Source organism: Chloracidobacterium sp. N (assembly GCF_018304765.1).
Taxonomy (GTDB): Bacteria; Acidobacteriota; Blastocatellia; order Chloracidobacteriales; family Chloracidobacteriaceae; genus Chloracidobacterium; species Chloracidobacterium aggregatum.
Genome location: NZ_CP072642.1, coordinates 2321315 through 2343416, shown reverse-complemented (window position 1 = coordinate 2343416; position 22102 = coordinate 2321315). Strand labels below are relative to the sequence as shown.

The window sequence follows — 22102 nt, the reverse complement described above, 5'->3', positions numbered from 1 at the left end:
AAGGCTTGCACCTGATGGTTGAGGTTTGTAGGGTGAGGGCTACAGGCAAGCCCTTTCATCTGCGTTAAGTCAAGCGGTTGCTGCATCTTGTGGGTTGACGTCGGAAAGCCTTCCTTTTTCGTGTGGCGGCAGCATCCTTTGGGCAGGATTGTGGACTGTCTGCTGTGGTCCGGTTGGCTGTGGCTTCGGGTACGATGGAAGCCCTTGCCGGAAGTGCTTGACCACCTGGATCGGCTGCCGGTTCGTGCTTCGGCGGGGTCCGTACCCCCGGAGGCAATAGCGCAGACGGCGCGCGCCATCGTACGTCGTCTGCCGCGTTTTGGTATGGGTGAATGTCTGCTGCGCTCGCTGGTGATTTATGCTATGCTACGTCGTCAACAGCGGACAGATGTTTCATTGGTATTGGGTGCTGGCTCCCTGGACAGCCTTGGGCGTCCGGCACTTCATTGCTGGATTGAAGTCAATGGACAGCCATTGCTTGAGACGCACAACCTGGGTGAGTGCTTCCGCGTGATGTTTCGTCACCGGATGCCCGGGTTGACCACGTAACCCCCCTAACCCCCCTAACCCGAGATTTTCAGGAGTCATACGATGAACACACTTGAAACCAAAACGGTTCCAACCGATTCGATGCCGGCCAAAAAAGTCTTTGTTGAACCCGAACTCAAGGCCTTCGATCACCTGGAAAAGCAAATCCAGGGGCTGCGTGTGCTGGAAGCTTTCAGTGCCAGCTTCCTTGCCCCATAAGTTTGCCTCTTGAGGTTATGACCGGGCTGGTTGTTGGGACCAGCCCTTTGTTTTCTCTCCAGACCGTCCGGCTCTCCAGGTTTACTGAATGAGCGCAAGCCGGGGACCTTCATTTGGTGTCCTGGGGCAGGTGTCCCCGTCGCTGCAATTCGTCATTGAAACCTGCCGCTACCTTGGCCTGCCGGAGACAGCTTCCGGGACGGCGGACATCATCCTGACGGATGAGCGACCAGCCGGGGGCGTCCGCCAGTTGATGCTATGGCTGGTGTGGAAAGGACTGACGGTTCACCGCCAGGGCAGCCTGCTGAGCATAGCCTACGGGGACTGGCAGGTTGTGCTGGATGTTTTTCGCCGGCGCATCATCCCGATACAGGTTCCATTGGTGGCGGACGCCAGGGCGTCGTACGAAGTCTTTTCATATCTGCGACTCGTCCTGTTGTTTCTGCTCCGGCGGCTTGGCTGGTTTGAGCTGCACGGTGGAGCCTGTGTCTAGGCCGGGAAAGGGTACGTGTTCACCGGTCCACCGGGGAGTGGCAAAACGAGTGCCGTTTTGGGGCTGATTGAAGCCGGCTGGGATTACGTTTCTGACGATGCCCTGCTTGTCAGGCAGGTGCCGCCGCCCGGAGCCGCCGCCGCAGTTCATCTGCGCGCCGGGCGGATATTGTTTTCCGTGACAGGTGCGACGCTCGACCGTTTCCCGGCTTTGCAGCCCCACGCCGAACGGCGCTGGCAACGCGCCGGGAAATGGGTTGTCAATCCGGCCATGCTCTGGCCGCAGCGGCAGGTGCTGTCCGTCCAACCGGCATTTCTGTTTTTCTGTCAGCTCCGGGAGGCTGAAGAGACACAGGTCTTGCCGCTGGCGGCAACCGATGCCCTGTCCCAGTTGATGGTGAACAGCCCATGGCTGGCACTCGACCGCGAAACCGCCGCGGCCCACCTGGCGACATACCGTAAGCTGGCTGAGTCGTGCTATAGCTTCACGCTGCTGGCCGGACGCGATGTGTGGTATGAACCCTCCCGACTGGCTGCCTATTTGACGGCCACTGACCTTGTTCGGCTCCATTGCAACCATGCCTGAAGCTACCCTTTCGGATGTCCTGCCGGTCAAACGCCTCACGGTCGGGTTGACCAACCTGTGCAACCTTGATTGTGACTACTGCCTGCGCGTCGCTGAGACACAGCATCTGGATTTCGATCTGTTGCATGAGGTGCTGCGCCAGGCGCGGGATTACGGTGTGACGGCCGTGACCTACACGGGCGGGGAAGTGCTGCTCCATCCGCGTTTTCAGGATGTTCTGCGCCGCACGGCCGCGCTTGGGTTGGCTTACTCGTTCGTCACTAACGGGTGGCACTTTCCAAAGGCTGTTCCAGTGCTGTGCGAAACGAAAGCGGCACTGTACCGGATTTTTTTCAGCCTGGACGGGCCGACGGAAGCCGCCCACGATGCCGTCCGGGGCAAGGGATCGTTTCGCAAACTCATGGCTGCGATAGCCCTGTGCCGGTTTCATGGCTTTCCCTTTGGCATCAACATGGTTGTGACCAAACGCAGCGTCGGGAGCATTGAAGCCATGGCCGTTCTGGGCGCACGCCTTGGGGCCGATGTCGTGCAGTTCATGCACATGCTGCCGACTTCAGAGGAGTATGACCGGACGCTATCCCTGACGCCGGATGAACGGCGGGCGGCCGAGCAGGAAGCCATGGCCGTGAATGCCATACTCAGGATGCCCGTGCAGTTTGCCGCCGGTCATTCGATGCCGGTTCCCGGCACCCCCTGCGTGTCCCTTGCCGGAGAGACGGTCAATCTCGATTGTCGTGGGCGGTTGACGCTGTGCTGCAACCTGTCAGACTTCCGCCATGCGGTGGGCGAAGCCGATGTCATCGCCGATATGCGCACGACTTCTTTCCGGGAGGCTTGTGAGCAGGTTCACCGTCTGGCACGCTTTCAGCGTGAACGTCGCAACGCGGCGCTGGCTGCCGGAGACGCTACGGCTGAGTTTCCGTGTCACTTTTGCATTGCCACGTTTGACAAGACAACCTGGCAGGGGTTGGCGCTCGTGCAGCTTGGGCGGAGGCGAGCCGCGGACTCCAAACCGTTGCCCTGGAGTGTGTCGGTATGACGACTTTTCGGCCGCATCCCTCCGTGGTCTCCACCGAAGTGGAAGATGCTCTGGTGATCCTGCACCTCGACACAAAACGCTATTTCACGCTCAACAGTACAGGGGCCGCCATCTGGCACCACCTCACCCAGGGCAAAGCCGAAGCGGAGATTGTCGCCGCCCTGGCCGCGGAATACGATGCTGACGAAGCATACCTTGCGGAGAGTACCCGGCGGTTGCTTGCCCAACTCGAAGCGGCGGCGCTGATCGAGCGGGTCTAAGGTGACTTGCCGGAGTCCTTCGGCCACCTTTATGGACAGCACAGACCATGCCGACGCGCTACCCGGACATCATGCCGCATCGGGACAACGGCGTTGTCGCGGAACGCCAGCTTGAATGCCTCATGGCCTGTTTGCCGGAGCAGGAAGCGGCCATGTCCGATCTGGCGGCTGAAGTCACGGACTGGGCGGCGCTGTTGACGAGCGCCCAGCAGCACGGGCTGGAAGACTATCTGTTTCGACGGCTCACCCGAACTGGTGTGCTGCTGCCCGATGTCATCCGGGAACACGTTCGGTTGCTTCAGGCACACAAGGCGGCCTGGACACTCCAGCTCACAGCCCAGATGGACCGGATTCTGGATGCCTTGCAGTCGGCTGGCATTGCGGCCGTTCCGCTCAAAGGCCCACTGCTTGGGGAGCGGCTGTACGGCGCCGATGGTTTCCGGTCATCCAGTGACCTGGATGTGCTGGTGCCGTACCAGCAGGTTCATCCGGCGCTGGCAGCCGTGGCGGCCCTGGGCTACCAGACTGATGCGGCCACGCTGGAAAAGGCGCTCGCCGGCGATCACAACATCGCTCTCGACAACATTTCGCCGCCGCTGGAGCTGCACTTCCACCTGTTCCGGCGCTTCGGCGTCACGCTTCAGGCCGAGGATTTCCTGGCGCGTGCCGTGCCGTATCGAACGCAGCGTGGACGGCTCATCCAGGTGCTGGCCCCGGAAGACGAATTTCTCTTTCTGTGCGTCCATGCGGCGGCCCACAGTTTTGCCCGTCTGGCCTGGTTGTTTGACCTGAAACTGCTCCTGCACCGGCATCCCGCTTTTGATTGGGAAACCCTGTGTCGGCGCATGCACGACTGGCAGGTGACGACCGCCGTCATTTTCGCCTGCGAGTTGCTGCGCCAGCGATTGCGCGTGGAGACACCCCTGCTCGCATGCCTGACCCCCGGCCGCCGCCGGTGGCTACACTTCAACCAGCGCCTTTTTGACCAGGCCATGCGCCGTTACAACCGTCCGCGTCGCTCGCTGGGCGCCAAGCTCGGCTTTTTTCTGGCGGCACACCTCTACCAGTCAAGCCTTCACGACCGATGGCCGAGCCGCCTGCGGTTTCTTGGGCTGACCGTGCTGCGCACCCTCCAGCGACGGCAACTGGCCCCCGGAGAGGCGTGAGACGCGCCGGGCGTGGTTGTCAGTCCGGTTGGCCCCTCGGTACACTCCCCTCTGTTTTCATGCGGGTTTCCTGCGGGCAGGCTGCCCGCACTCCCATGTTGTTCCGGCGGGCAGGATGCCCGCGCCCCAGGATTATGCCGTTCAACGAAGTTTTCGATGTCATTGTCATCGGCGCCGGACATGCCGGATGCGAGGCCGCCCACGCCGCCGCCAAGCTCGGCTGCCAGACGGCGCTCATCACGCTCAACCTCGACCTCATTGCCCAGATGTCCTGCAACCCCGCCATCGGCGGCATTGCCAAGGGACACCTGGTACGCGAAATGGACGCTGTGGGCGGGCTGATGGGCAGGATCATTGACCGGACCGGAATCCAGTTTCGGATGCTCAACCGAAGCCGTGGGCCAGCCGTTCAGTCGCCACGCGCCCAGGCCGACCGCGCACTGTACCGGACCGAAATGCGGCGCTTCCTTGAAACCGTCGAAAACCTCCACCTGCGGCAGGGCGAGGTCATTGATTTGATGGTCGAACAGGAACGCATCATCGGCGTCGAGATGTGGGACGGCCGGCGGCTCGGCGCGTCAGCCGTGGTCATCTGTACCGGGACGTTCCTCAACGGTCTCATTCACATCGGTACGCGCACCTACCAGGCCGGCCGCGCCGGGGAACTGCCTTCGCTGCTGCTCGCCGAAAGCTTCCGCCGCCTCGGATTTCGCGTGGGACGGCTCAAAACCGGCACGCCGCCGCGCGTCCATGCCAAAACCATTGACTGGTCAAAGTGTGAGGAGCAGCCGGGCGATGCCGATCCCACCCCCTTTTCCTTCGGGACGAAAGCCATCACTCGCCGCCAACTGTCCTGCTACATCACCTATACCAATGAAGAAACCCACCGGGTGATTCGTGAGAACCTGGACAAGTCACCCATGTACAGCGGGCAGATTCAGTCCATCGGGCCCCGCTACTGTCCGTCCATTGAGGACAAGGTTGTGAAGTTTCCCGACAAACCGCGCCACCAGGTGTTTCTCGAACCCGAAGGCTTTGAAACCCACGAGGTGTATGTCAACGGGATTTCGACGAGCCTCCCGATTGAGGTGCAGGAACGCCTCGTGCGCACGATTCCCGGTCTCGAACAGGCGCAACTCATCCGTCCGGGCTATGCCATCGAATACGACATGGTCGACCCCACGGAACTCAAGCCGACTTTGGAAACCAAGCGCATCCGGGGACTGTTCCATGCCGGGCAGATCAACGGCACGACGGGTTATGAGGAAGCCGGCTGCCAGGGACTGGTTGCTGGCATCAATGCTGCCCGTCTGGCCAAGGGTCTCCCGCCAGTGGTGCTCGACCGCGCCAGCAGCTACATTGGCGTCCTCGTGGACGACCTGACAACCCAAGGCGTGGATGAACCCTACCGGATGTTTACTTCCCGCTCCGAAGTGCGGCTTCTGCTGCGGACTGACAACAGCGACCAGCGCCTGACGCCACTCGGCCACGCCGTCGGCCTGGTCAGTGAAGACGACTACCAGCGTTTCCAGCAGCGGCAGGCACGCATCCAGACCTGCCACACGCTGCTTGAAGCCTGTTCCATCCGCCCGGACTCCTGGGAAGCCGACGCCCTTGCCGCCGAGACCGGGATCGTCGTTCGGGAAAAGCAACGTTTGTCCACCCTGGCACGGCGCCCGGAAGTCACGGCGGAACATCTGGCGGCTGCCCTGCGCCGGGCCGGAGTGACGGATTTCGACGAGTCCGAGCTGGGGGTGGCGGTGAATAACCTGAAGTATGAGGGTTACGTGCGTCACCACGAGGCCACGGCCCGGAAGCTGTCGAAAGCCGCCGATGTGGCCATTCCGGCAAATTTTGAGTTTTCGCAGTTGCCGGGGCTGTCGCGTGAAATGGCCGACAAGTTTGCGCGTATCCGTCCGGCAACCCTGGGACAGGCCGCACGGATTCCGGGCGTGACGCCGGCGGCGCTGGCCATTCTCAGTCTTCACCTTGGAAGCGGGAAGCGGGTCGCCCACCCTGCCTGAACAGGCTGCGTCTAGCTGCGCCCCGGCCGCCAGAGCGTGCGCCAGAACCCTGACCGGCGCTGCCGCAAACGCTGGCGCAGCCCTTGGAGTGCCCGGTCAACCTGCCGGCTGTCCAGGTCGGGCCGTTCGCCATAGCGCGCCTGGTTGTAGGCCCGCGTGATGGTGAGGACTTCCTCGAAGCCCGTTGCCGAAGCAAATTCCAGCGGCGTTTGATGTGGCGCGCGGCGATGTCCGGCGCGGCTCAGCAGCGCCGCCATCTCATCGTAAAACAGGACAGCCGACTGGCGTTCGTCCTGCCGCAGCGTCCAGCGGAACAGGGGGGCAAGCCAGCTCAACCACCGCCGTTCAAAGAGAAGTCGTGGTTGGCGCCGGATGCGCCGCCAGAGCAGGTAGCCGGCCAGCGTCAGCAACATGGCGCCCGCCAGCACCAGCAACACTGTGAGGTGATAGAACAGTTCCGTACCCGTCACGGCCGAGTACATCCATATCACTTGGGAGATGGTCCACATTCTGAGTTGCTCGCGGTAGCGGTAGATGTAAACCTCAGCCGATGTCTGATACCGCGCGGCTGCGCGACCCACATCCTGCGCCAGCCCGCGTTGGCGCTGGGCATCGTAGGCAATGACATAGTCAATGTAGAACATGCGCAAAGCCTCGATGTAGCGCCTCGCCGAAGCGAGCCACTCGGCTGCCGCCGTGGGGGGGGCGGGGGCTACCCCCGGTGTGGGATCGAATTCGACCCAGGTTTCCGTCTGTGGAAAATACACCTCGACCCAGGCATGGGCATCTGCCTGCCGGACGATGTAAGTGTTGTTGATGTCATTGTACTCGCCAAGGTGATAGCCCCCGGCCAGCCGCGCGGCCAGTCCCAGCGAGCGGCACATCAGCGCCATCGCCGAAGCAAAATACTCACAGTGGCCGCGGCGCGTCTCGAACAGGAAGTCCACGATGGGGTCCAGCTCGTTTCCTCGTTGCAGCTCAAGCGTGTAGGCACAGCGTGTTCTGAGGTGCTGCTCGATGGCGCGCGCCCGGTCGTAGCCATTGGTGGCGTTGGCGGTGATCTCACGGGCGAGTTGCGTCACCCGCGCATCAAACGTCGCCGGCAGTTGCAGGAAGGTGGCGCGGGTCTGGGCGTCATACTTGAGCGGGTCCTGCCGCAACTGCTCCACCGGTGTTTCATCCAGGTGGGACAGCACGGTGTAGCTCAGGCGCGTCCCGCATTCCGCCCGGTAGAGCGTGCCGGTTGAATCCTGTGCCAGTCCGCGCAGATTGGACACCGCCACCGGTCGGCCACAGTGAAACAGGGCGCTGGTGCTCATCGGTTCCACATACACGGTCTGCACCACTACCTGACCACGTTGTTGCTGCTCACCAAGGATGTAGCCGCCATTCTGCTGCCTGACGGCCACGCGCCGGTTGGCTTCCGGCCGCGTCCATTCCCTGCCATCGAATTGCGTCATGACCATGCCGCGCCAGTGAAGGTAGGGTGGCAGCGGCTTTTCAACCCGGACGCGCATGGCTGTACGCTCGTCGCTTTTGATGTTGCCCACCGAGCCAAGCGCAATGGAAAGGTCAGAAAAGCCGGTCATCGCCGTGTCTTCGCTGAAGGTCTGGGACAGCAGGCCCGTGTTCCAGCGCGGCAACAGGAAGAAGGTCGGGACACTCAAGGCCCCGATGAGCGCCGCCATGACCAGTGTCATCACCAGCAGGTAGCGTACCGGACGACTGGCCTGCCGCGCCTGTTGCCCGTCATACGACAGCGTCACCGTACGCAGGGGCTGACGGAGGTTGCGGCCCGTCCGTACCACCTCAAATGCCTGAAGGGCCGCCAGTCCGGTCAGCGTGAAACCCGTAAGCAGCAGCAGGAACAGGGCATCAATGGTGAGACCAGCCGCAAGCAGCATTTCAAACACGGCCAGCAGGTAGAGAAACACCCAGTCGCGGTCGCGCTTGACCTGGAAGAGCTTGAAAATCGAGACGAACAGCACGAAGTGAATGAGCGCCGTGATCCACGAACTGCTGAGATACCGGAAATCAAGGTAGGCAAAGGGCGCGTATCCCACAACGCACCAGTTGGCAACCCGTTCGCTGATTTGCAGCCGCAGCCCCGGACGGTCGGCAAACCAGCTTGCGATGAGCGCCAGGCTGTAGAGGATACACGTCACCACATCCACCCGTCCGGTGAGCGCCAGTGTCAAAAAGCCACCCGTAACCAGGGCATAGGATGCCGCCTTGAAAAACTGCTCGATGTTCATGGGCGTCAATCATGGAAGTCCGACAGCTTACGAAACACCAGGAACACGTCGTCAAGCATGTGTTTGGTTGCCAGATTCTAGGCGTTTATGCGCAGCCTGAACACCTGCATTTCCTTCTCGACATCCCCTACCTGTGGAGTGTGGATGCGGACGGAAGCATGGCGCTTGTGCAGGATGAAGAAGCCATTGCTGCACTCGACCTGCCGGAAGCCACCCGCCGGGCGCTGTGCGAGGAAGCGGCGGCCATGCGCGAGCAGGGGCCGGCGGCAACGGTCCGGCACTTCACGCCCCCGCCACAGGCGATTGGCGCCATCGAGGATGTGACTCTGTACACCGTCGGCGACACCACGCACATGCAGATTATCGGCGATGCAGACACCCTCACCGGCGTCTGGTCCGGGGCATCCATTCACCTTCTGACGTGAGTTGGTACGGGTCACAGCCACCCTGTGCCATTTCCCTGTGCGGCATCAGAGATGGAGCGGCTCGAAGCGTCCCCGCTCGCGGTTTTTGCGTACATTGCGCCAGTCAAAGACTGTGCCGTTCATGGCGATATAGACGCCCGGCGGCAGCGTCCGGGCGGATGCCAGGGCAAAGCCCAGGTTGAACAGGGCATCCGAACCGCCAAAGGCATAGGGAATCATCGCTCCCACAAACACCACGGTTTTGTCCGTGACCTGGGCGGCCACGACTTGGGCGGTTTCGGTCATGGTGTCCGTTCCGTGCGTCACGATGATGTGGTTTTCCGGTGCACGCGCCACGGCGGCACGGATGATGGACCGGTCAGCTTCGGTCATGTCCAGGCTGTCCTTGAGCATGACCGGCTCAATCGTGATGTTGGCCAGGTAGCACCGCGCCTGATCGAGCATGTCGAACAGGTGCGTCCGGGAAAAAACGAGGTTGCCGGTACGCTCGTCATAGACCTTATCGAGCGTTCCGCCGGTCAGCAGAATGCGCAGGGGCGGAGAAGTCGGTGACATAGGCGATGCGAAGGTGCTGGAAGCTGCGCCGGGCTAAGCCGTCCGGGCGTTGCGCTGATAGATCAGGCGCAGCCCTTCGAGCGTCAGGTTTTCGTCAATTTCGGTGATGAGCGGCGAACCCTTGCCAATCAGCCGTGCCAACCCGCCTGTGGCAATAACGGCCCGCAAGTGACCCATCTCCGCCTGCATACGCTGCAAAATCCCTTCCACGAGGCCGATATAGCCGAAGTACAGCCCTGACTGGATACTGCCGATGGTGGAGGAGCCAATGACCTGGGCCGGGTGGGCGATGCTCACCCGTGGCAGGCGGGCCGCCCGCTGAAAGAGGGCTTCGGCCGAGATGACGATGCCCGGCGCAATGACCCCGCCCAGATAGGCGCCCTCTTCGGAGATGGCATCGAACGTCGTCGCCGTACCGAAGTCCACAACGACACATGGCCCGCCGTGGCGCGCATAAGCGGCCACGGCATTCACGATACGGTCTGCGCCGACATCCTGCGGCACGTCGTACCGGATGGGCATGCCGACGTTTTCCGTCGGGCGCACGAAAAATGGCTCGCGCCCGAAGTACGTCTGGGCCATGCGGAAAAAAGTGAAGTTGAGCGGCGGCACGACGGAGGCAATGGCAATGCCGGTGATGTCGCGCGGATCGAGCTGGGAAATGGTAAACAGGTTGCGGCACAAAATACCGTACTCGTCTATGGTGCGCTCACGTTCGGTCGTCAGCCGCCAGTGGGCAATCAACGCTTCGCCGGCATAAACGCCCAGCGTCGTGTTGGTATTACCAACGTCAATCACGAGGAGCATATCTGGGAAACCCGGTGGGGAAGTCGGCTGGCCCCCACGCCTGACGAGGGAGATGCCAAAGGGGGTCGTCGCCAACCATCACCGCCGTCGTGGCGCGTCGTTTGAACCTGCATGGACAGGTGGGCAGCCTGGCTTCACTTCATCGCACGGCGCCCGTGGCGTCTTGCCCCAAAGTGAAGGCCGCAGCTTCCCGTTCAAACGGCATCGGCCCAAACACTGGCGCCCAGCACGTACGGCATAGAACGGACGACGACCACCTGCGACGATAGGCGAAGGCGGGATGTGGGGCAAGCCGTTTGGACTCCGGGGGGAAGGGCCTGGGAGCGCAGGCGTCCCGCCCGCATGGGTGTGTGTGGGGGCAAGCGACCGTGGGTTGAAACCCATTGTAGGTTTGCACCTTATGCATCGTCGCGTAGCGACGGATGAATTTAGCCGTGGGTTTCAATCCACGGAGCGCGACACCCCCCACACCCCGTCGCGTAGCGACGGATGAATATCACCGGAACGACACAATTTCCCGCCCGCATGGGAATGCGGGCGCCATCGTACGGATACACCACGAATCGGGACATCCACGATGGGGTTCAGCCGTCGCTGACGCGACGGGAACGATTGGTGGGCGACACGATCCGTGGGTTGAAACCCACGGCAAAATTCTGTTGCCGCTACGCGACAAACATGCGGTTGCAACCCACGACCAACGCCCACGTCCACGGATTCCGTCCCACGGTCACGGGCATCCCAAAATCGGCATCATTGCGTATGGGCAATCCCCACACCGCCAGGTTGGAATTCCGCCGTCGCGTAGCGACGGATGAATTTAGCCGTGGGTTTCAACCCACGGGATCGTGGGTTCACCCACGATGGGTTTCAACCCACGGATCACGGTCGCCCCATACCCCCATGCGGGCAGGATGCCCGCGCTCCCAGGCGGTCCGTCACTACGCGACAATTCCCGGCGTCGCTATGCGCCGGGGGGCGGGATGGGATACGCTTTCCCCGGCACTGGAATTATGCGTTAGATTGGGCTTGGGCGAAGGACGGGGCCAGGCTGAATCCATCGCTGCCAACACGGCAGGGGATGGATCGGGCAAGCCTCCGCTCCGTGGGTTGAAACCGGTCCGGGGTTATGTTCTTGTTCTCGGTGGAGTTTTCTGATGAGCCTTCAAGTCAACGTTTCAGCCGAAGCCGTGTCCGTTCGCCAAAGTGCTGAACGGTTGCGTATCCTTTCTGTTCTCAACGACTTGCACCTGAAATACAAATCCCTTCAGGACGGTCGGGTAGCCGACTACATCCCGCAGTTGGCCAAGGTGTCGCCGGACCTGTTCGGCATCTGCATCGCCACCGTGGATGGGCAAATCTTCGAGGTGGGGGACTACGACTACCTGTTCACCATCCAGTCCATCTCAAAGCCCTTTGTCTATGGACTGGCGCTCGAAGACCACGGCCGTGACTATGTTCGGACCCGGGTGGGCGTCGAGCCGACGGGCGATGCCTTCAACTCCATCATCAAGCTCGATGAGCGTTCCAAGCGTCCGCACAACCCGCTCGTCAATGCCGGCGCTATCGCCATGACGAGCATCATCAAGGGAACCGACCCGACCGACAAGCTCAACCGCCTGCTCGATCTGTTCCAACGCTACACGGGCCACGGCATCTTTGCCGACATGTCAGTGTTTATGTCCGAGCGGACGACCGGCCACCGCAATCGCGCCATTGCGCACCTGATGCTCAACTTCGGTATGATTGACGGCAACGTGGACGAGGCCCTGGATTTATACTTTCAGCAGTGTTCGTTGATGGTCTCCTGCCGTGATCTGGCCGTGATGGGCGCTACGCTGGCCAACCGGGGCGTCAATCCGCTGACGGGCGAACGCGCCATCGCTGCCGAGTATGTCCGGGACATTCTCAGTGTCATGTTCACCTGTGGTTTGTATGACTATGCTGGCGAATGGGCCTATCGCGTGGGCCTGCCGGCCAAAAGCGGGGTTGGCGGTGGGCTGCTGGCGGTCGTTCCGGGGCGATTTGGGATTGGTGTGTTCTCGCCGCTGCTCGACGAACGTGGCAACAGCGTCCGGGCCATCAAGGTTTGCGAAGGGATTGTGCAGGCCTTTGGCGCACATATCTTTGATCTGGCCTTTACTCTGCCCTCATCGGCGGCTGCCCACGAAGTCCACCTGGAACACCCCGCCCGGACAGCCGATGCGCGCAATGGTCATACGGCATCCCATCCGCCGGAGCCGCACCGTGTTGCGTGACCTGTGCCACTTTCCATCCGGCCTGAAGATTTTTGAACCCTGGCCGCTGCTCCCCCACGGCGGCAGGCTGCATATCGTGCTGAGTCTTTCACCGCGAAAGGTATCCACATGGATCCCAAATCCGTCCTGAACTTCGCCAATGACGAAGGCGTGAAGTTCGTTGACCTGCGTTTCACCGACCTCCCAGGCTCCTGGCAGCACATTTCCTTCCCCATCTCACAACTGACGGAAGACAGCTTTACCGAAGGCTTCGGCTTTGATGCGTCGAGCATTCGGGGCTGGGCCAACATCAGCGAAAGCGACATGCTGCTTGTTCCAGACCCGTCGCGGTTCTGGATTGACCCCTTTTTCGAGGAACCAACCCTCTGTCTTTTCGCCGATGTCGTCGAACCCCTGACGCACGAGGGGTACACCTACGACCCACGCTCCGTAGCCGAGCGCGCCGAAGCCTATCTCCGCTCAACCGGTCTGGCGGACGTGGCCTACTTCGGCCCGGAAGCTGAGTTTTTCGTCTTCGACCACGTGAGTTTTCTCAACGAGCCGCACCATGCGTTTTTCCGCTTTGAGAGCGGCGAAGGCAACTGGACAAGCGATAACCCTGACGAAAACCTGGGCTTTCGGATTCGGACCAAGGAAGGCTACGTGCCGGTTCCGCCCTTCGACTCCCTGCAGGATTTGCGCTCTGAAATCGCCCTCAACCTGGAAGCGGTTGGCATCTCCCCCGAATGTCACCACCACGAGGTGGCTTCCGGCGGCCAGTGCGAAATTGACTTCCGGTTTGCCTCGATGCTGACGACCGCCGATAACCTGATGCTGTTCAAGTACATCGTGCGGAACACCGCCCTCCAGTACGGCAAGTCGGTGACGTTCATGCCCAAGCCCCTCTATGGCGACAATGGCTCCGGGATGCACTGCCATCAGTCGCTGTGGAAAGACGGGCAGCCGCTGTTTGGCGGCGACCAGTATGCCGACCTGTCGGAAATGGCGCTCTACTACATTGGCGGCCTGCTCAAGCACGCCCCGGCCGTCATTGCCTTTGCCGCCCCGACCACCAACAGCTACAAGCGGCTGGTGCCGGGCTATGAAGCCCCGGTCAATCTGGCGTACTCGGCACGCAACCGCTCGGCGGCGATTCGGATTCCGGTCTTCTCGAAAAATCCCAAGACCAAGCGCCTGGAGTTTCGCCCACCCGACCCAAGCTGCAACCCATATCTCGCCATGTCCGCCATGCTGATGGCCGGACTCGATGGCATCCTGAACAAAATTCATCCCGGCGAGCCGCTCGAAAAAGACATCTACGACATGGACGAAGCGGAAAAACTGCACATTCCGCGTCTTCCGGCTTCGCTTGAAGAAGCTCTGGCGGCGCTCGAAGCCGACCACGAGTTCCTGCTTGCCGGCGGTGTCTTCACCAGGGAGCTGATTACGCGCCACATCGAGTACAAGCGCAAGCGCGAAGTCGAAGCCCTGCGCCTGCGTCCGCACCCGATTGAGTTTCAACTGTACTTCGACGTATAGCCCAAGGGGGTAAGTCTTACCCGCGCAACCCCAGCCGCCGTCGGTGTGTCGGAAATCCGATGCGCCGGCGGTTGCTTTTCAGCGATTGGGCGCGGTGGCTGGCATCTGTCGCCGATGGTTCAGCGTTGGGAGGTGCCAGGTGTACGCTTTGGCGTGGCCGTGGCAGATGGGAAAACGGCCGGGTGGCTGATGCCGGTGATGATCCAGTTCGTTCCCTTTTTGGCAAAGCGGTAGGTCACACGCTGGGTATCTTTCACAAGCTGGCCGGTTTGCCGGTGACGGCCGCTCAGCAGGCGGTTGACCGTGACCGTCGCCTGAGTACCCTGGGCGTCAACTGCCACCTGCGGATTCTCGTGCGTCATCGTCACGGTGTAGGTTTCGGCCAGCTTTTGCAGGTCATCCACGACCTGCCTGGCCGGGGCTTCACGGCGATCGCCATACGGGCGCAGCGTACGGTCAAAATAGGTGGCGTAGGTCTCTGTCAGTTGCCCGTTGAAGGCGAGCGTCAGCCCTTCCAGGGCAACCAGGATGGCCTGCTGATTGGTCTGGTCTGTCGTCTGCGGCTGATTTGGACGAGGAACTGGCGCTGGATTCCCGCCGTTCACGGTTGGGTTTGCCGGTCGGTAAGGGGCAAGTGCCACAAAGTAGATCGCCAGCCCGACACCGACGGCGACAAAGAGCAGGAAAAGCCCGGCGAGCACCCATCGCCACCTTGCCGGCCGGGGCTGCCGGCTGACCGGTGCGCCGGCCGGCTGTCTGGTATTCATGGCTGCCGGCTGGGGCTGAGCAACCGTTGCGGGAGTCACATCCACGACCGAACTGACCGGCACACCGGCAGTCATCGGTGGCGCCGGCGAAGGGAAATACCGGGCCGGAGCTTCCGGTTCAACGGGTGCATGGTGCAACTGTGGCTGGGGCAACAGGACGGCTTCCGGCGGGCGGTCAATCTCCAGAAGTCCTTTGTGGAGCAGGGTTCCTTCGGCGTCCGCCACCGCCGGCGCATGAACCCAGATGTCTCCGCCTTTTGGTTGCGGGCAGTCGAATATCTCCGAAAACCAGTGGACGAAATCACCCGCGACGCCAAAACGCGACCAACTCGGAATGATGTGGTAGTGCGTCGGCGGAGCGCCGACGCCGCAGGCAAAAAACAGCCCTTTCTCGTTGCGGAAAAAGCGGCGCCGGTTGTAGTCGAAGTGAACGCGCACGAGGCGGGAGCCATAGGTGGCGTGCAATGCCCGCACCCGGACAGGTCCGGTGAGCCGGATGCCCCCGGTATCTTCGGCCGTCCCGGCCGTCGGTTCTGCACCGGTCTCCGATGCCGCCGCCGGTACGGCCGCCGGTACGGCGGCTGGCGTCACTCCGTTTGTGCTCTGTTTGGTCGTCGGCGCAGGTGCCCGTTGCCGGATGGATTCCTGGCAGGCCGGGCACACCTGCCGACCGGTCACAACTTCTGCCCGCAGAACGCGACACGCATGGGGAAGCACTGTCTGGGCAAAGGGCGTCCCACAACCCTGGCAGGTGGTATCTGCCGACTCAGGGGGCAGGTAGGTCAGCCGCTGGCAGGTGTGGCAGAGATGCCGCCGGACATTGCCTGTCTGGCAGTAGGGACAGGTTTCCGGCTGTTCGACTTCACGCACGTCCCACTGCATGTCACAGGTTGGACAGTAGCCCACCACGCCTTCGAGCCGTACGCTGTGTCCGGCCGGACAGGTCTGCTCATCTGATCCCGGATTGAAAGGGAAGCGCACGGCATGCTGTGCGCACCAGACCGTGGGTGGCATGACGCCCTCTCTGCTTGGCCTCTCCGTTTGGCAAGCTGGCTTGCCTTTTGGCCAAGCATCTTACGCGGTCAATCCAGGCTGGCAAAGCCCTCGCGTGCTGTTTGTACGCGGGGCGGGGGCTCGGCTTCGTCCCGGAAATCAAGGCTTTCATCCGCCTCATCGGCTGCCCTGAGCAACCACAGCGGAATGGGCAGCCAGGTGGAAGGTGCGCCGTGGACAGCCGCATCCAAAGCCGCCACCTGGCGTTCGACGCGCCGTTGCGTGCCTGTCTCCGGCAGGTCTTCCCAGCGTTCATAGCACCCGTGCTGAATACAGGCCGCCGGTTTGGCCTTCCAGTGGACAAGACAGCCCACGCCCGGCTCAAAGAGTGGACATGCGTAAGTCTGCCCGAAGGTGTCACCGGTTTCGGTCAGCCCATAGCGCGCTATGGCGTCGGCCGCCCGGGCAAGCACTTCCCGTACTTTGGCCGGGCCATACTTGGGGCTGTGCTGAAGGGTGGCCAGCATGGCTTTGGCTTCGAGCCGTACAATGTGGACGTTGACAAACTGGGCGTCGGCGCAGCAGGGTGTCGGGCAGGTCGCACAGTCGGCCGCCAGATGCCCGTAAGTTTTCCCGATGTAGCGCGCAAAACGCTGCTTGATGCGCCGCAACTGGGCCAGCGCCCGTGCCAGCGGGGGCCGTCTGCCACCAGTCGGGCGTTGGCCGTTTCCCTTGACGTAACGGCGTCGTCTGGACAGGCGCTTGGCGATGACAGAGCGTGTCATGGTTCTTCCCCGGCTGCCGGCGCCTCTTCCGCCACGCCGGCCAGCGCCGCCACATGGTGACAAACCGTTTGGGGCAGGGTGTCCAGATTGTAGCCCCCTTCCAGCACCGACACGAGCCGCCCGGCGCTGAAGCGGTCAGCCACTTTGTTGACCAGATGCGTCATCCGCACGAAATCCCGGTCGGTCAGGTTCAGGTTGCCGAGCGGATCGGCGGCGTGGGCATCAAAACCGGCCGAAATGAACACAAAGTCGGGGTGAAAGTGACTGGTAATGGTTTCCAACCCGGCTTCAAAGGCTTCCAGATACGCGGCAGCCGGCGTTCCGGCGCGTAGTGGAACGTTGAGCGTAAAACCTTCGCCCGGACCGACGCCACGTTCCCACTGGCTTCCCGTACCGGGATAGTGCGGAAACTGGTGGATGGAAAAAAAGAATACCGACGGGTCGGCATAGAAGATGTCCTGCGTGCCGTTGCCGTGGTGCACGTCCCAGTCCACGATGAGAACCCGCTGAAAGCCCAGATGTTGGGCATGCCGTGCGCCAACCGCCACATTGTTGAACAGGCAAAAGCCCATTGCCCGGTTCGGGGTGGCGTGATGTCCCGGTGGGCGCGCGACTACAAAGGCCCGCCGGGCCTTTCCCTGGTGGATGGCCTCAACGGCGGCCAGGACGGCCCCGGCTGCGTCACCAGCGGCTTCGTATGACCCGGCCGACATAACCGTATCCGGGTCGAGCGCCACGAGTTGCTGCCGCGCCTGCGCTGCCCGGCCGGCTTCGGCGACCCGTGCCAGGTGGTCTGGCGTATGAACCCGCGCCAGTTCGTCGGTTGTCGCCGGGCGTGGTGTCCCCCACCGGCAGGCGGTCTGCACGTGTACGTCCTGCTCAAGGGCGCGGATGATGCGGGTCGTGCGGGCCGCGGTTTCGGGGTGATGGGTTCCTGTGACGTGGTTGGCATGGGTTGGGGGAGCAAAAAGCCACGTCTGCGACATCGTTGTTGCACCTCCACTCCCGGTCTGACGGTTTCCGGTCGGCGAAAATGGCTGGGATAAAAATGTGAAATGGCTGTTTCCTTCACGCTGCTCCGGCATAAGATGGTGTACCAAGCGCCAAAAATCAATCCAGCCTTTCGCGTCCCCCACTGGTTGCCACGGCATGCACGTTCCGCTTGACCATCATTCCCGAACGCCGGTGTACCTGCAAATCAAGCAGGCGGTTCTGGATGCCATCCGGGAGGGCCGGCTTGCGCCGGGCGCGCGTCTGCCGGCCACACGCGAATGGGCGCGGCAGCTTGGGGTCAATCGCAGTACGGTCGCCATGGCATACGACGAGTTGCTGGCCGATGGCGTGGTGGAATCGTTTGTCGGACGGGGAACATTCGTCGCCCGGCAGAAGCTGGCGGAAGTGGCCCGGCTTGATGAGCGCGCGGCGCGGCGGACTCCGGCGCGCAAGATGGTCTGGGAAGGGATGTTTTCCGAACGGGCGCAAAGTCCGGTGGTTGAATCGCTGCTCGATCTCTATCAGGTCAGCACGCTGCGCGACGTTATCTCCTTTTCCGGGTCATTTCCCGATGCGGCGTCGTTTCCGACGCGCGAGTTCCGCAACTCACTCCATTTTGCCGAGCGGACGCTGGGGGATGAAATCTATCGCTACGGGCCGGTGGCCGGGTACGAGCGGCTGCGTGAATACCTTGCCCAGCGCATGCGCGAAAGCGGCTCCGAGGTCACGGCTGAAAACATCATCGTCACCAGCGGGTCGCAGCAGGCGCTGGATTTGATTGCCCGCGCCCTGATTTCGCCGGGCGACGCCGTGGCCATTGAGAATCCGACCTATCCGGGCGCGATGACGGCCTTTGCCCTGGCCGGCGCCCGTCTGCTGCCCATTCCGGTGGATGAAGACGGGCTGTGTGTGGACGTGCTGGAAAACGTGCTCAAGGTGCAGCGTCCCAAGCTGGTCTATGTCGTGCCGAGTTTTCAGAATCCGACGGGGGCCTGTCTGAGCTGGGAGCGCCGCCGCCGCCTGCTGGCACTGGCGCGGGAGCACAACCTGCCGATTGTCGAAGATGACTACGGTTCACACCTGCGGTTTGACGGCGATGCCTTACCGCATCTCAAGGCGCTGGACGACACCGAGCACGTCATCTACGTCAGCAACTTCTCCAAGAGTCTGCTTCCGGGGCTGCGCATCGGGTGGTGTGCGGCGGCGCGTCCGGTGATTGCCCGTCTGACCGCCTTCAAGCAGAACAACGACATCACAACCTCGCCACTGCTGCAGGCCGCCCTGTGGGATTTTTGCCGCCGCAAGCGATATGAAGCGCACCTGGAGAAAATCCGTCCGATTTACCGGGCGCGCCGCGATCTGATGCTGCGGCGGCTGGCGGAGGACTTTCCGGCTGAAACCGTGTGGACACAGCCGGCCGGGGGGCTGTTCCTGTGGGTGACACTGCCGCCGTCCCTGGATGCGACGGAACTGCTCTATCAGGTACGCCAGCAGGGGGTGGTGTTCAGTCGCGGGCGGTTGTTTTACAGCGACAACCCGAAGCGGAACACGCTCCGGCTCAGTTACGGTCATGTCACGCTCGAACAGATCGAGCGCGGCATGCGCGTTATTGGTACGACGGCCAAAGCCATGCTGGGGCGTGCGACCGGGCGTACGGCCGAGCGTTTTCACAGCCAGACCGTGCCGCTTGTGTAGTGCGGCGCAGTGTTTATGCGCAATTACGTGCGTCATGACTTTTTGGCTCCGATGTGACGGTCGGGCGTGTAAGTTGGTTGAGAGAGTCCTTATTCAAGGGAGATGACACCTCATGCGCCATCGTGAAATTGCCTTTTTTGAAGGACGCTTCGTGCCGCTGGCCGAAGCCAACATCAACGTCATGACGCATGCGTTCAACTACGGCACCGCCGTTTTTGAAGGTATTCGTGGCTACTGGAACGGGGACGACGAGGAAATGTACCTGTTTCGCCCCCGGGAACACTTCATACGTCTCATCCAGAATGCTTCCCTGCTCAAAATGAGCCTGCCCTATGACGCGGATGGACTATGCGAGCTGACGGCGGAGCTGGTGCGTCGCAACGGCTACCGTGAGGATGTCTATATCCGCCCGCTGGTCTATAAAACCGCGCGTCAAATCGGCACGAAACTCTCCCCTGGCGAAGACTTCACCATGTTTGTCGTGCCGATGCGCGACTACGTGGATACTTCCCGTCCCCTGTCCGTGGGCGTTTCTTCCTGGCGACGCCTTGAAGACAACGCCATTCCGGCGCGGGGGAAAATCTGCGGGGCGTATGTCAACTCGGCTCTGGCCGCCACCGAAGCCCGCGACAACGGCTACGACGAAGCCATCGTCCTGAATGCCGCCGGCAAGGTGGCGGAAGGGGCGGCGATGAACCTGTTCATCCTGCGCGGTGGCAGGCTGGTGACAACCCCGGTCTATGCTGACATTCTGGAAGGCATCACGCGCCATACGGTCGTGGAACTGGCGCGGTGGGAGCTGGGGATCGAAACCGAGTTCCGTCCCATTGACCGCTCGGAACTCTACATTGCCGATGAAATCTTTTTCTGCGGGACAGGGGCGCAGATTGCCGCCATCGGCGCGGTGGATCGCCGTCCCATTGGCAACGGACAGTCCGGGCCGGTGACGCGCCGCCTGCAGGCGCTGTATGCCGATGTGGTACGCGGACGGGTGCCGCACTACCGCCACTGGTTGCTGCCGTGCCAGATGGCTTCCTCGTATGTCGAAGATACCGCCTGTCTGGCCGGGTTTGGTGATTGAACGCCCATTCACAAGGCCCTGCCACGGACCTGGCTGCTATGGCGGCTGAAATCGTTACCGTTTTGCCGCTGCCTGGCCGGTGGTGATGCCCATCAGGGTAAAATCACCGGTCAGGCCAGGACGGCTTGACGCTCCGCACCACAAAGGCGCATACTTCCGCCTTTTGTGTGGTCTTCCCTGGATAGACCACCGGCTTCGCACCATCCTGCCTGTCGAGGTGTGCTCCGGTGAAACGCCAACCAGCCGCCCGTCCTTCCACCAGCCAGGAAGTTGCGCCTGGTTCCAACGGCGCACTGCGTCATCTGTGTGAGAAAAGCCATCCGGCTGCTGCGGCCGAGGCGCTTTCGGCGCTCGAACCCAAGGCGGTGTGGGAGGTGCTGCGCGATATTGATCCTGTCCTGCGGACGGAGATTTTCAGCCATCTGGAACCCAATCTGCAGGTGGACATGGTCGGGACGCTGCCCCGCGCCGACATGGCGCGGCTGCTTTCCGATATGCCGCCTGATGACCGGGCCGATCTGTTTCGTCGTCTGCCGGAGGAATCCCGCGACGCCGTCCTGCCAGCACTGGCCGAGGCCGAACGGGAAGACATTCGCCGCCTGACCAACTATGAAGACGGCACGGCCGGCGCCGTGATGACTTCGGATTACGCCACGCTGTCGCCGGATTTGACGGTAGCCGCCGCCATCGAACGTTTGCGCGAGGTCGCGCCCGACAAGGAAACAATTTATTACTCCTATGTGGTGGACAACGATCGCAGGCTGCTCGGCTTCGTCTCGCTCAAAGACCTGATCCTGGCCCGCCGGGACGCCACCGTGCGCGACATCATGCACGAGGATGTCATCTCGGCGAAGACCAGCGATGACCAGGAAGACGCTGCCCGCATCATTCAGAAGTACGACCTCATTGCGCTCCCCATTGTCAATGACGACGGGGCGCTGGTCGGCATCATCACGCACGACGACGCCATTGACATCATTACCCAGGAGCACACGGAAGACATGCGCCGCTTCATGGCCATTACCGGCAGCACCGGCACGGATGGCTACCTGCGAACGCCCTTCTGGAAACATGTGCAGCATCGGGTGGGATGGCTCGTCGGGCTGGCGGCGCTGGGACTGGTGTCGGGCATCATCATCCACGAGTTTGAAGCCACATTGACGCAGGTCATCATTCTGGCGCTCTACATGCCGATGGTGGCGGATACCGGCGGCAATACGGGCAGCCAGTCGGCAACGGTGGTCGTGCGCGCGCTGGCGCTGCGTGAAATCTCGCCCCGGGACGTTTGGCGGGTGTTGCTCAAGGAACTGCAAGTCAGTGTGTTTCTGGCGGCAGTGCTGGGGATTCTGGCCTGGGCCAAGGTCATGTGGCTTTCGCAGGGCGCTGAGATTCCACCTGGGTTTTCCTTGGGCAGCATTGCGCTCGTCATCAGTCTGGCGCTCTCGATGCAGGTGGTGACGGCAACGCTCATCGGGGCGCTGCTGCCACTGACGGCCGCACGCCTGAAGCTTGACCCGGCCGTGGTCGCCAGTCCGGCGCTCACGACCGTCGTGGACATCACGGGACTGCTGATTTACTTCTTCACCGCGCGCTGGCTGCTCGGCGTGTGAAGCGGGAACTCCCGGAAACCGGCTTCCAGCCGCTCAGCTTCCAGTG

At 62.1% G+C, this 22102-nt stretch carries 20 protein-coding genes and 1 other RNA gene; 14 read left to right on the top strand and 7 right to left on the bottom strand.

What is annotated here, in order from left to right; genetic code table 11:
- The first annotated feature begins 120 nt into the window (after positions 1-120).
- The 8 genes from J8C05_RS15735 to mnmG all read left to right on the top strand — a co-directional run bounded on the left by J8C05_RS15735 (position 121) and on the right by mnmG (position 6314).
- Positions 121-549: a lasso peptide biosynthesis B2 protein gene (locus tag J8C05_RS15735; RefSeq protein ID WP_407062870.1), complete on the top strand. Its 429-nt coding sequence runs from the start codon at positions 121-123 to the stop codon at positions 547-549.
- Positions 550-591: 42 nt separating this feature from the next.
- A complete protein-coding gene (locus tag J8C05_RS09820; protein ID WP_211422018.1) occupies positions 592-747 on the top strand; it encodes a hypothetical protein in 156 nt (51 codons plus the stop codon).
- A gap of 88 nt (positions 748-835) precedes the next feature.
- A complete protein-coding gene (locus J8C05_RS09815; RefSeq protein ID WP_211422017.1) occupies positions 836-1240 on the top strand; it encodes a hypothetical protein in 405 nt (134 codons plus the stop codon).
- Positions 1241-1255: 15 nt separating this feature from the next.
- A complete protein-coding gene (locus tag J8C05_RS09810) occupies positions 1256-1825 on the top strand; it encodes a phosphoenolpyruvate carboxykinase (ATP) (protein WP_211422016.1) in 570 nt (189 codons plus the stop codon).
- Positions 1818-2864 carry a radical SAM protein gene (locus tag J8C05_RS09805; protein ID WP_211422015.1) on the top strand — a complete coding sequence of 349 codons (1047 nt, stop codon included), beginning with the start codon at positions 1818-1820 and terminating at the stop codon, positions 2862-2864. The genes J8C05_RS09810 and J8C05_RS09805 overlap by 8 nt, the downstream gene beginning before the upstream one ends.
- Entirely contained in the window at positions 2861-3124 is a 264-nt protein-coding gene (locus tag J8C05_RS09800) for a PqqD family protein (protein ID WP_211422014.1), read from the top strand. Before J8C05_RS09805 ends, J8C05_RS09800 begins: the two co-directional genes overlap by 4 nt.
- A 47-nt stretch (positions 3125-3171) precedes the next feature.
- Entirely contained in the window at positions 3172-4290 is a 1119-nt protein-coding gene (locus tag J8C05_RS09795) for a nucleotidyltransferase family protein (protein ID WP_211422013.1), read from the top strand.
- 134 nt (positions 4291-4424) lie between these two features.
- Positions 4425-6314 (top strand): tRNA uridine-5-carboxymethylaminomethyl(34) synthesis enzyme MnmG, encoded by a 1890-nt coding sequence (gene mnmG, locus J8C05_RS09790; RefSeq protein ID WP_211422012.1) that lies wholly within the window; start codon positions 4425-4427, stop codon positions 6312-6314.
- Between the two features lie 11 nt (positions 6315-6325).
- On the opposite strand, the gene J8C05_RS09785 is transcribed toward mnmG, so the two are convergent.
- The gene (locus J8C05_RS09785) at positions 6326-8569 is read right to left on the bottom strand and encodes a transglutaminase TgpA family protein (RefSeq protein WP_211422011.1); all 2244 of its coding nucleotides are present in this window, start codon (positions 8567-8569) and stop codon (positions 6326-6328) included.
- A gap of 11 nt (positions 8570-8580) precedes the next feature.
- Here J8C05_RS09785 and J8C05_RS09780 point away from each other — a divergent pair, with 11 nt between their 5' ends.
- The gene (locus J8C05_RS09780; protein ID WP_211422010.1) at positions 8581-8994 is read left to right on the top strand and encodes a hypothetical protein; all 414 of its coding nucleotides are present in this window, start codon (positions 8581-8583) and stop codon (positions 8992-8994) included.
- A 45-nt stretch (positions 8995-9039) separates the two neighbouring features.
- Here the strand turns inward: J8C05_RS09780 and J8C05_RS09775 are convergent, their stop codons facing one another.
- The 3 genes from J8C05_RS09775 to ssrS form a co-directional block, all read right to left on the bottom strand.
- Entirely contained in the window at positions 9040-9549 is a 510-nt protein-coding gene (locus J8C05_RS09775) for an asparaginase (RefSeq protein WP_211422009.1), read from the bottom strand.
- Positions 9550-9582: 33 nt separating this feature from the next.
- A complete protein-coding gene (locus tag J8C05_RS09770) occupies positions 9583-10356 on the bottom strand; it encodes a type III pantothenate kinase (protein WP_211422008.1) in 774 nt (257 codons plus the stop codon).
- A 69-nt stretch (positions 10357-10425) separates the two neighbouring features.
- Positions 10426-10603: non-coding RNA, 6S RNA (gene ssrS / locus J8C05_RS15770), on the bottom strand.
- Between the two features lie 910 nt (positions 10604-11513).
- On the opposite strand from ssrS, the gene glsA reads away from it, so the two are divergent.
- Both glsA and glnA read left to right on the top strand, forming a co-directional pair.
- Positions 11514-12614 carry a glutaminase A gene (gene glsA / locus J8C05_RS09765; RefSeq protein ID WP_211422007.1) on the top strand — a complete coding sequence of 367 codons (1101 nt, stop codon included), beginning with the start codon at positions 11514-11516 and terminating at the stop codon, positions 12612-12614.
- Between the two features lie 108 nt (positions 12615-12722).
- Positions 12723-14132 carry a type I glutamate--ammonia ligase gene (gene glnA, locus J8C05_RS09760; RefSeq protein WP_211422006.1) on the top strand — a complete coding sequence of 470 codons (1410 nt, stop codon included), beginning with the start codon at positions 12723-12725 and terminating at the stop codon, positions 14130-14132.
- 119 nt (positions 14133-14251) lie between these two features.
- On the opposite strand, the gene J8C05_RS09755 is transcribed toward glnA, so the two are convergent.
- The 3 genes from J8C05_RS09755 to J8C05_RS09745 form a co-directional block, all read right to left on the bottom strand.
- Positions 14252-15913 carry a hypothetical protein gene (locus tag J8C05_RS09755; protein ID WP_211422005.1) on the bottom strand — a complete coding sequence of 554 codons (1662 nt, stop codon included), beginning with the start codon at positions 15911-15913 and terminating at the stop codon, positions 14252-14254.
- A 68-nt stretch (positions 15914-15981) separates the two neighbouring features.
- Positions 15982-16677: a hypothetical protein gene (locus J8C05_RS09750; protein WP_211422004.1), complete on the bottom strand. Its 696-nt coding sequence runs from the start codon at positions 16675-16677 to the stop codon at positions 15982-15984.
- Positions 16674-17663 carry a histone deacetylase family protein gene (locus tag J8C05_RS09745; protein ID WP_211422003.1) on the bottom strand — a complete coding sequence of 330 codons (990 nt, stop codon included), beginning with the start codon at positions 17661-17663 and terminating at the stop codon, positions 16674-16676. The genes J8C05_RS09750 and J8C05_RS09745 overlap by 4 nt, the downstream gene beginning before the upstream one ends.
- A 163-nt stretch (positions 17664-17826) precedes the next feature.
- Between J8C05_RS09745 and pdxR the strand changes: the two genes are divergently transcribed.
- The 3 genes from pdxR to mgtE all read left to right on the top strand — a co-directional run bounded on the left by pdxR (position 17827) and on the right by mgtE (position 22056).
- Positions 17827-19365 (top strand): MocR-like pyridoxine biosynthesis transcription factor PdxR, encoded by a 1539-nt coding sequence (gene pdxR / locus J8C05_RS09740; RefSeq protein WP_211422002.1) that lies wholly within the window; start codon positions 17827-17829, stop codon positions 19363-19365.
- Positions 19366-19477: 112 nt separating this feature from the next.
- Positions 19478-20446: a branched-chain amino acid transaminase gene (locus J8C05_RS09735; RefSeq protein ID WP_014100480.1), complete on the top strand. Its 969-nt coding sequence runs from the start codon at positions 19478-19480 to the stop codon at positions 20444-20446.
- 227 nt (positions 20447-20673) lie between these two features.
- Entirely contained in the window at positions 20674-22056 is a 1383-nt protein-coding gene (gene mgtE / locus J8C05_RS09730; protein WP_211422001.1) for a magnesium transporter, read from the top strand.
- Positions 22057-22102 lie beyond the last annotated feature (46 nt).

What these genes read in the sequence shown, in the direction of transcription:
- J8C05_RS09820 (WP_211422018.1), top strand. Translation starts at nt 592, where the DNA reads ATGAACACACTTGAAACCAAAACGGTTCCAACCGATTCGATGCCGGCC.
- J8C05_RS09815 (WP_211422017.1), top strand. Translation starts at nt 836, where the DNA reads ATGAGCGCAAGCCGGGGACCTTCATTTGGTGTCCTGGGGCAGGTGTCC.
- J8C05_RS09805 (WP_211422015.1), top strand. Translation starts at nt 1,818, where the DNA reads ATGCCTGAAGCTACCCTTTCGGATGTCCTGCCGGTCAAACGCCTCACG.
- J8C05_RS09800 (WP_211422014.1), top strand. Translation starts at nt 2,861, where the DNA reads ATGACGACTTTTCGGCCGCATCCCTCCGTGGTCTCCACCGAAGTGGAA.
- J8C05_RS09795 (WP_211422013.1), top strand. Translation starts at nt 3,172, where the DNA reads ATGCCGACGCGCTACCCGGACATCATGCCGCATCGGGACAACGGCGTT.
- mnmG (WP_211422012.1), top strand. Translation starts at nt 4,425, where the DNA reads ATGCCGTTCAACGAAGTTTTCGATGTCATTGTCATCGGCGCCGGACAT.
- J8C05_RS09785 (WP_211422011.1), bottom strand. Translation starts at nt 8,569, where the DNA reads ATGAACATCGAGCAGTTTTTCAAGGCGGCATCCTATGCCCTGGTTACG.
- J8C05_RS09780 (WP_211422010.1), top strand. Translation starts at nt 8,581, where the DNA reads ATGGAAGTCCGACAGCTTACGAAACACCAGGAACACGTCGTCAAGCAT.
- J8C05_RS09775 (WP_211422009.1), bottom strand. Translation starts at nt 9,549, where the DNA reads ATGTCACCGACTTCTCCGCCCCTGCGCATTCTGCTGACCGGCGGAACG.
- J8C05_RS09770 (WP_211422008.1), bottom strand. Translation starts at nt 10,356, where the DNA reads ATGCTCCTCGTGATTGACGTTGGTAATACCAACACGACGCTGGGCGTT.
- glsA (WP_211422007.1), top strand. Translation starts at nt 11,514, where the DNA reads ATGAGCCTTCAAGTCAACGTTTCAGCCGAAGCCGTGTCCGTTCGCCAA.
- glnA (WP_211422006.1), top strand. Translation starts at nt 12,723, where the DNA reads ATGGATCCCAAATCCGTCCTGAACTTCGCCAATGACGAAGGCGTGAAG.
- J8C05_RS09755 (WP_211422005.1), bottom strand. Translation starts at nt 15,913, where the DNA reads ATGCCACCCACGGTCTGGTGCGCACAGCATGCCGTGCGCTTCCCTTTC.
- J8C05_RS09750 (WP_211422004.1), bottom strand. Translation starts at nt 16,677, where the DNA reads ATGACACGCTCTGTCATCGCCAAGCGCCTGTCCAGACGACGCCGTTAC.
- J8C05_RS09745 (WP_211422003.1), bottom strand. Translation starts at nt 17,663, where the DNA reads ATGTCGCAGACGTGGCTTTTTGCTCCCCCAACCCATGCCAACCACGTC.
- pdxR (WP_211422002.1), top strand. Translation starts at nt 17,827, where the DNA reads ATGCACGTTCCGCTTGACCATCATTCCCGAACGCCGGTGTACCTGCAA.
- J8C05_RS09735 (WP_014100480.1), top strand. Translation starts at nt 19,478, where the DNA reads ATGCGCCATCGTGAAATTGCCTTTTTTGAAGGACGCTTCGTGCCGCTG.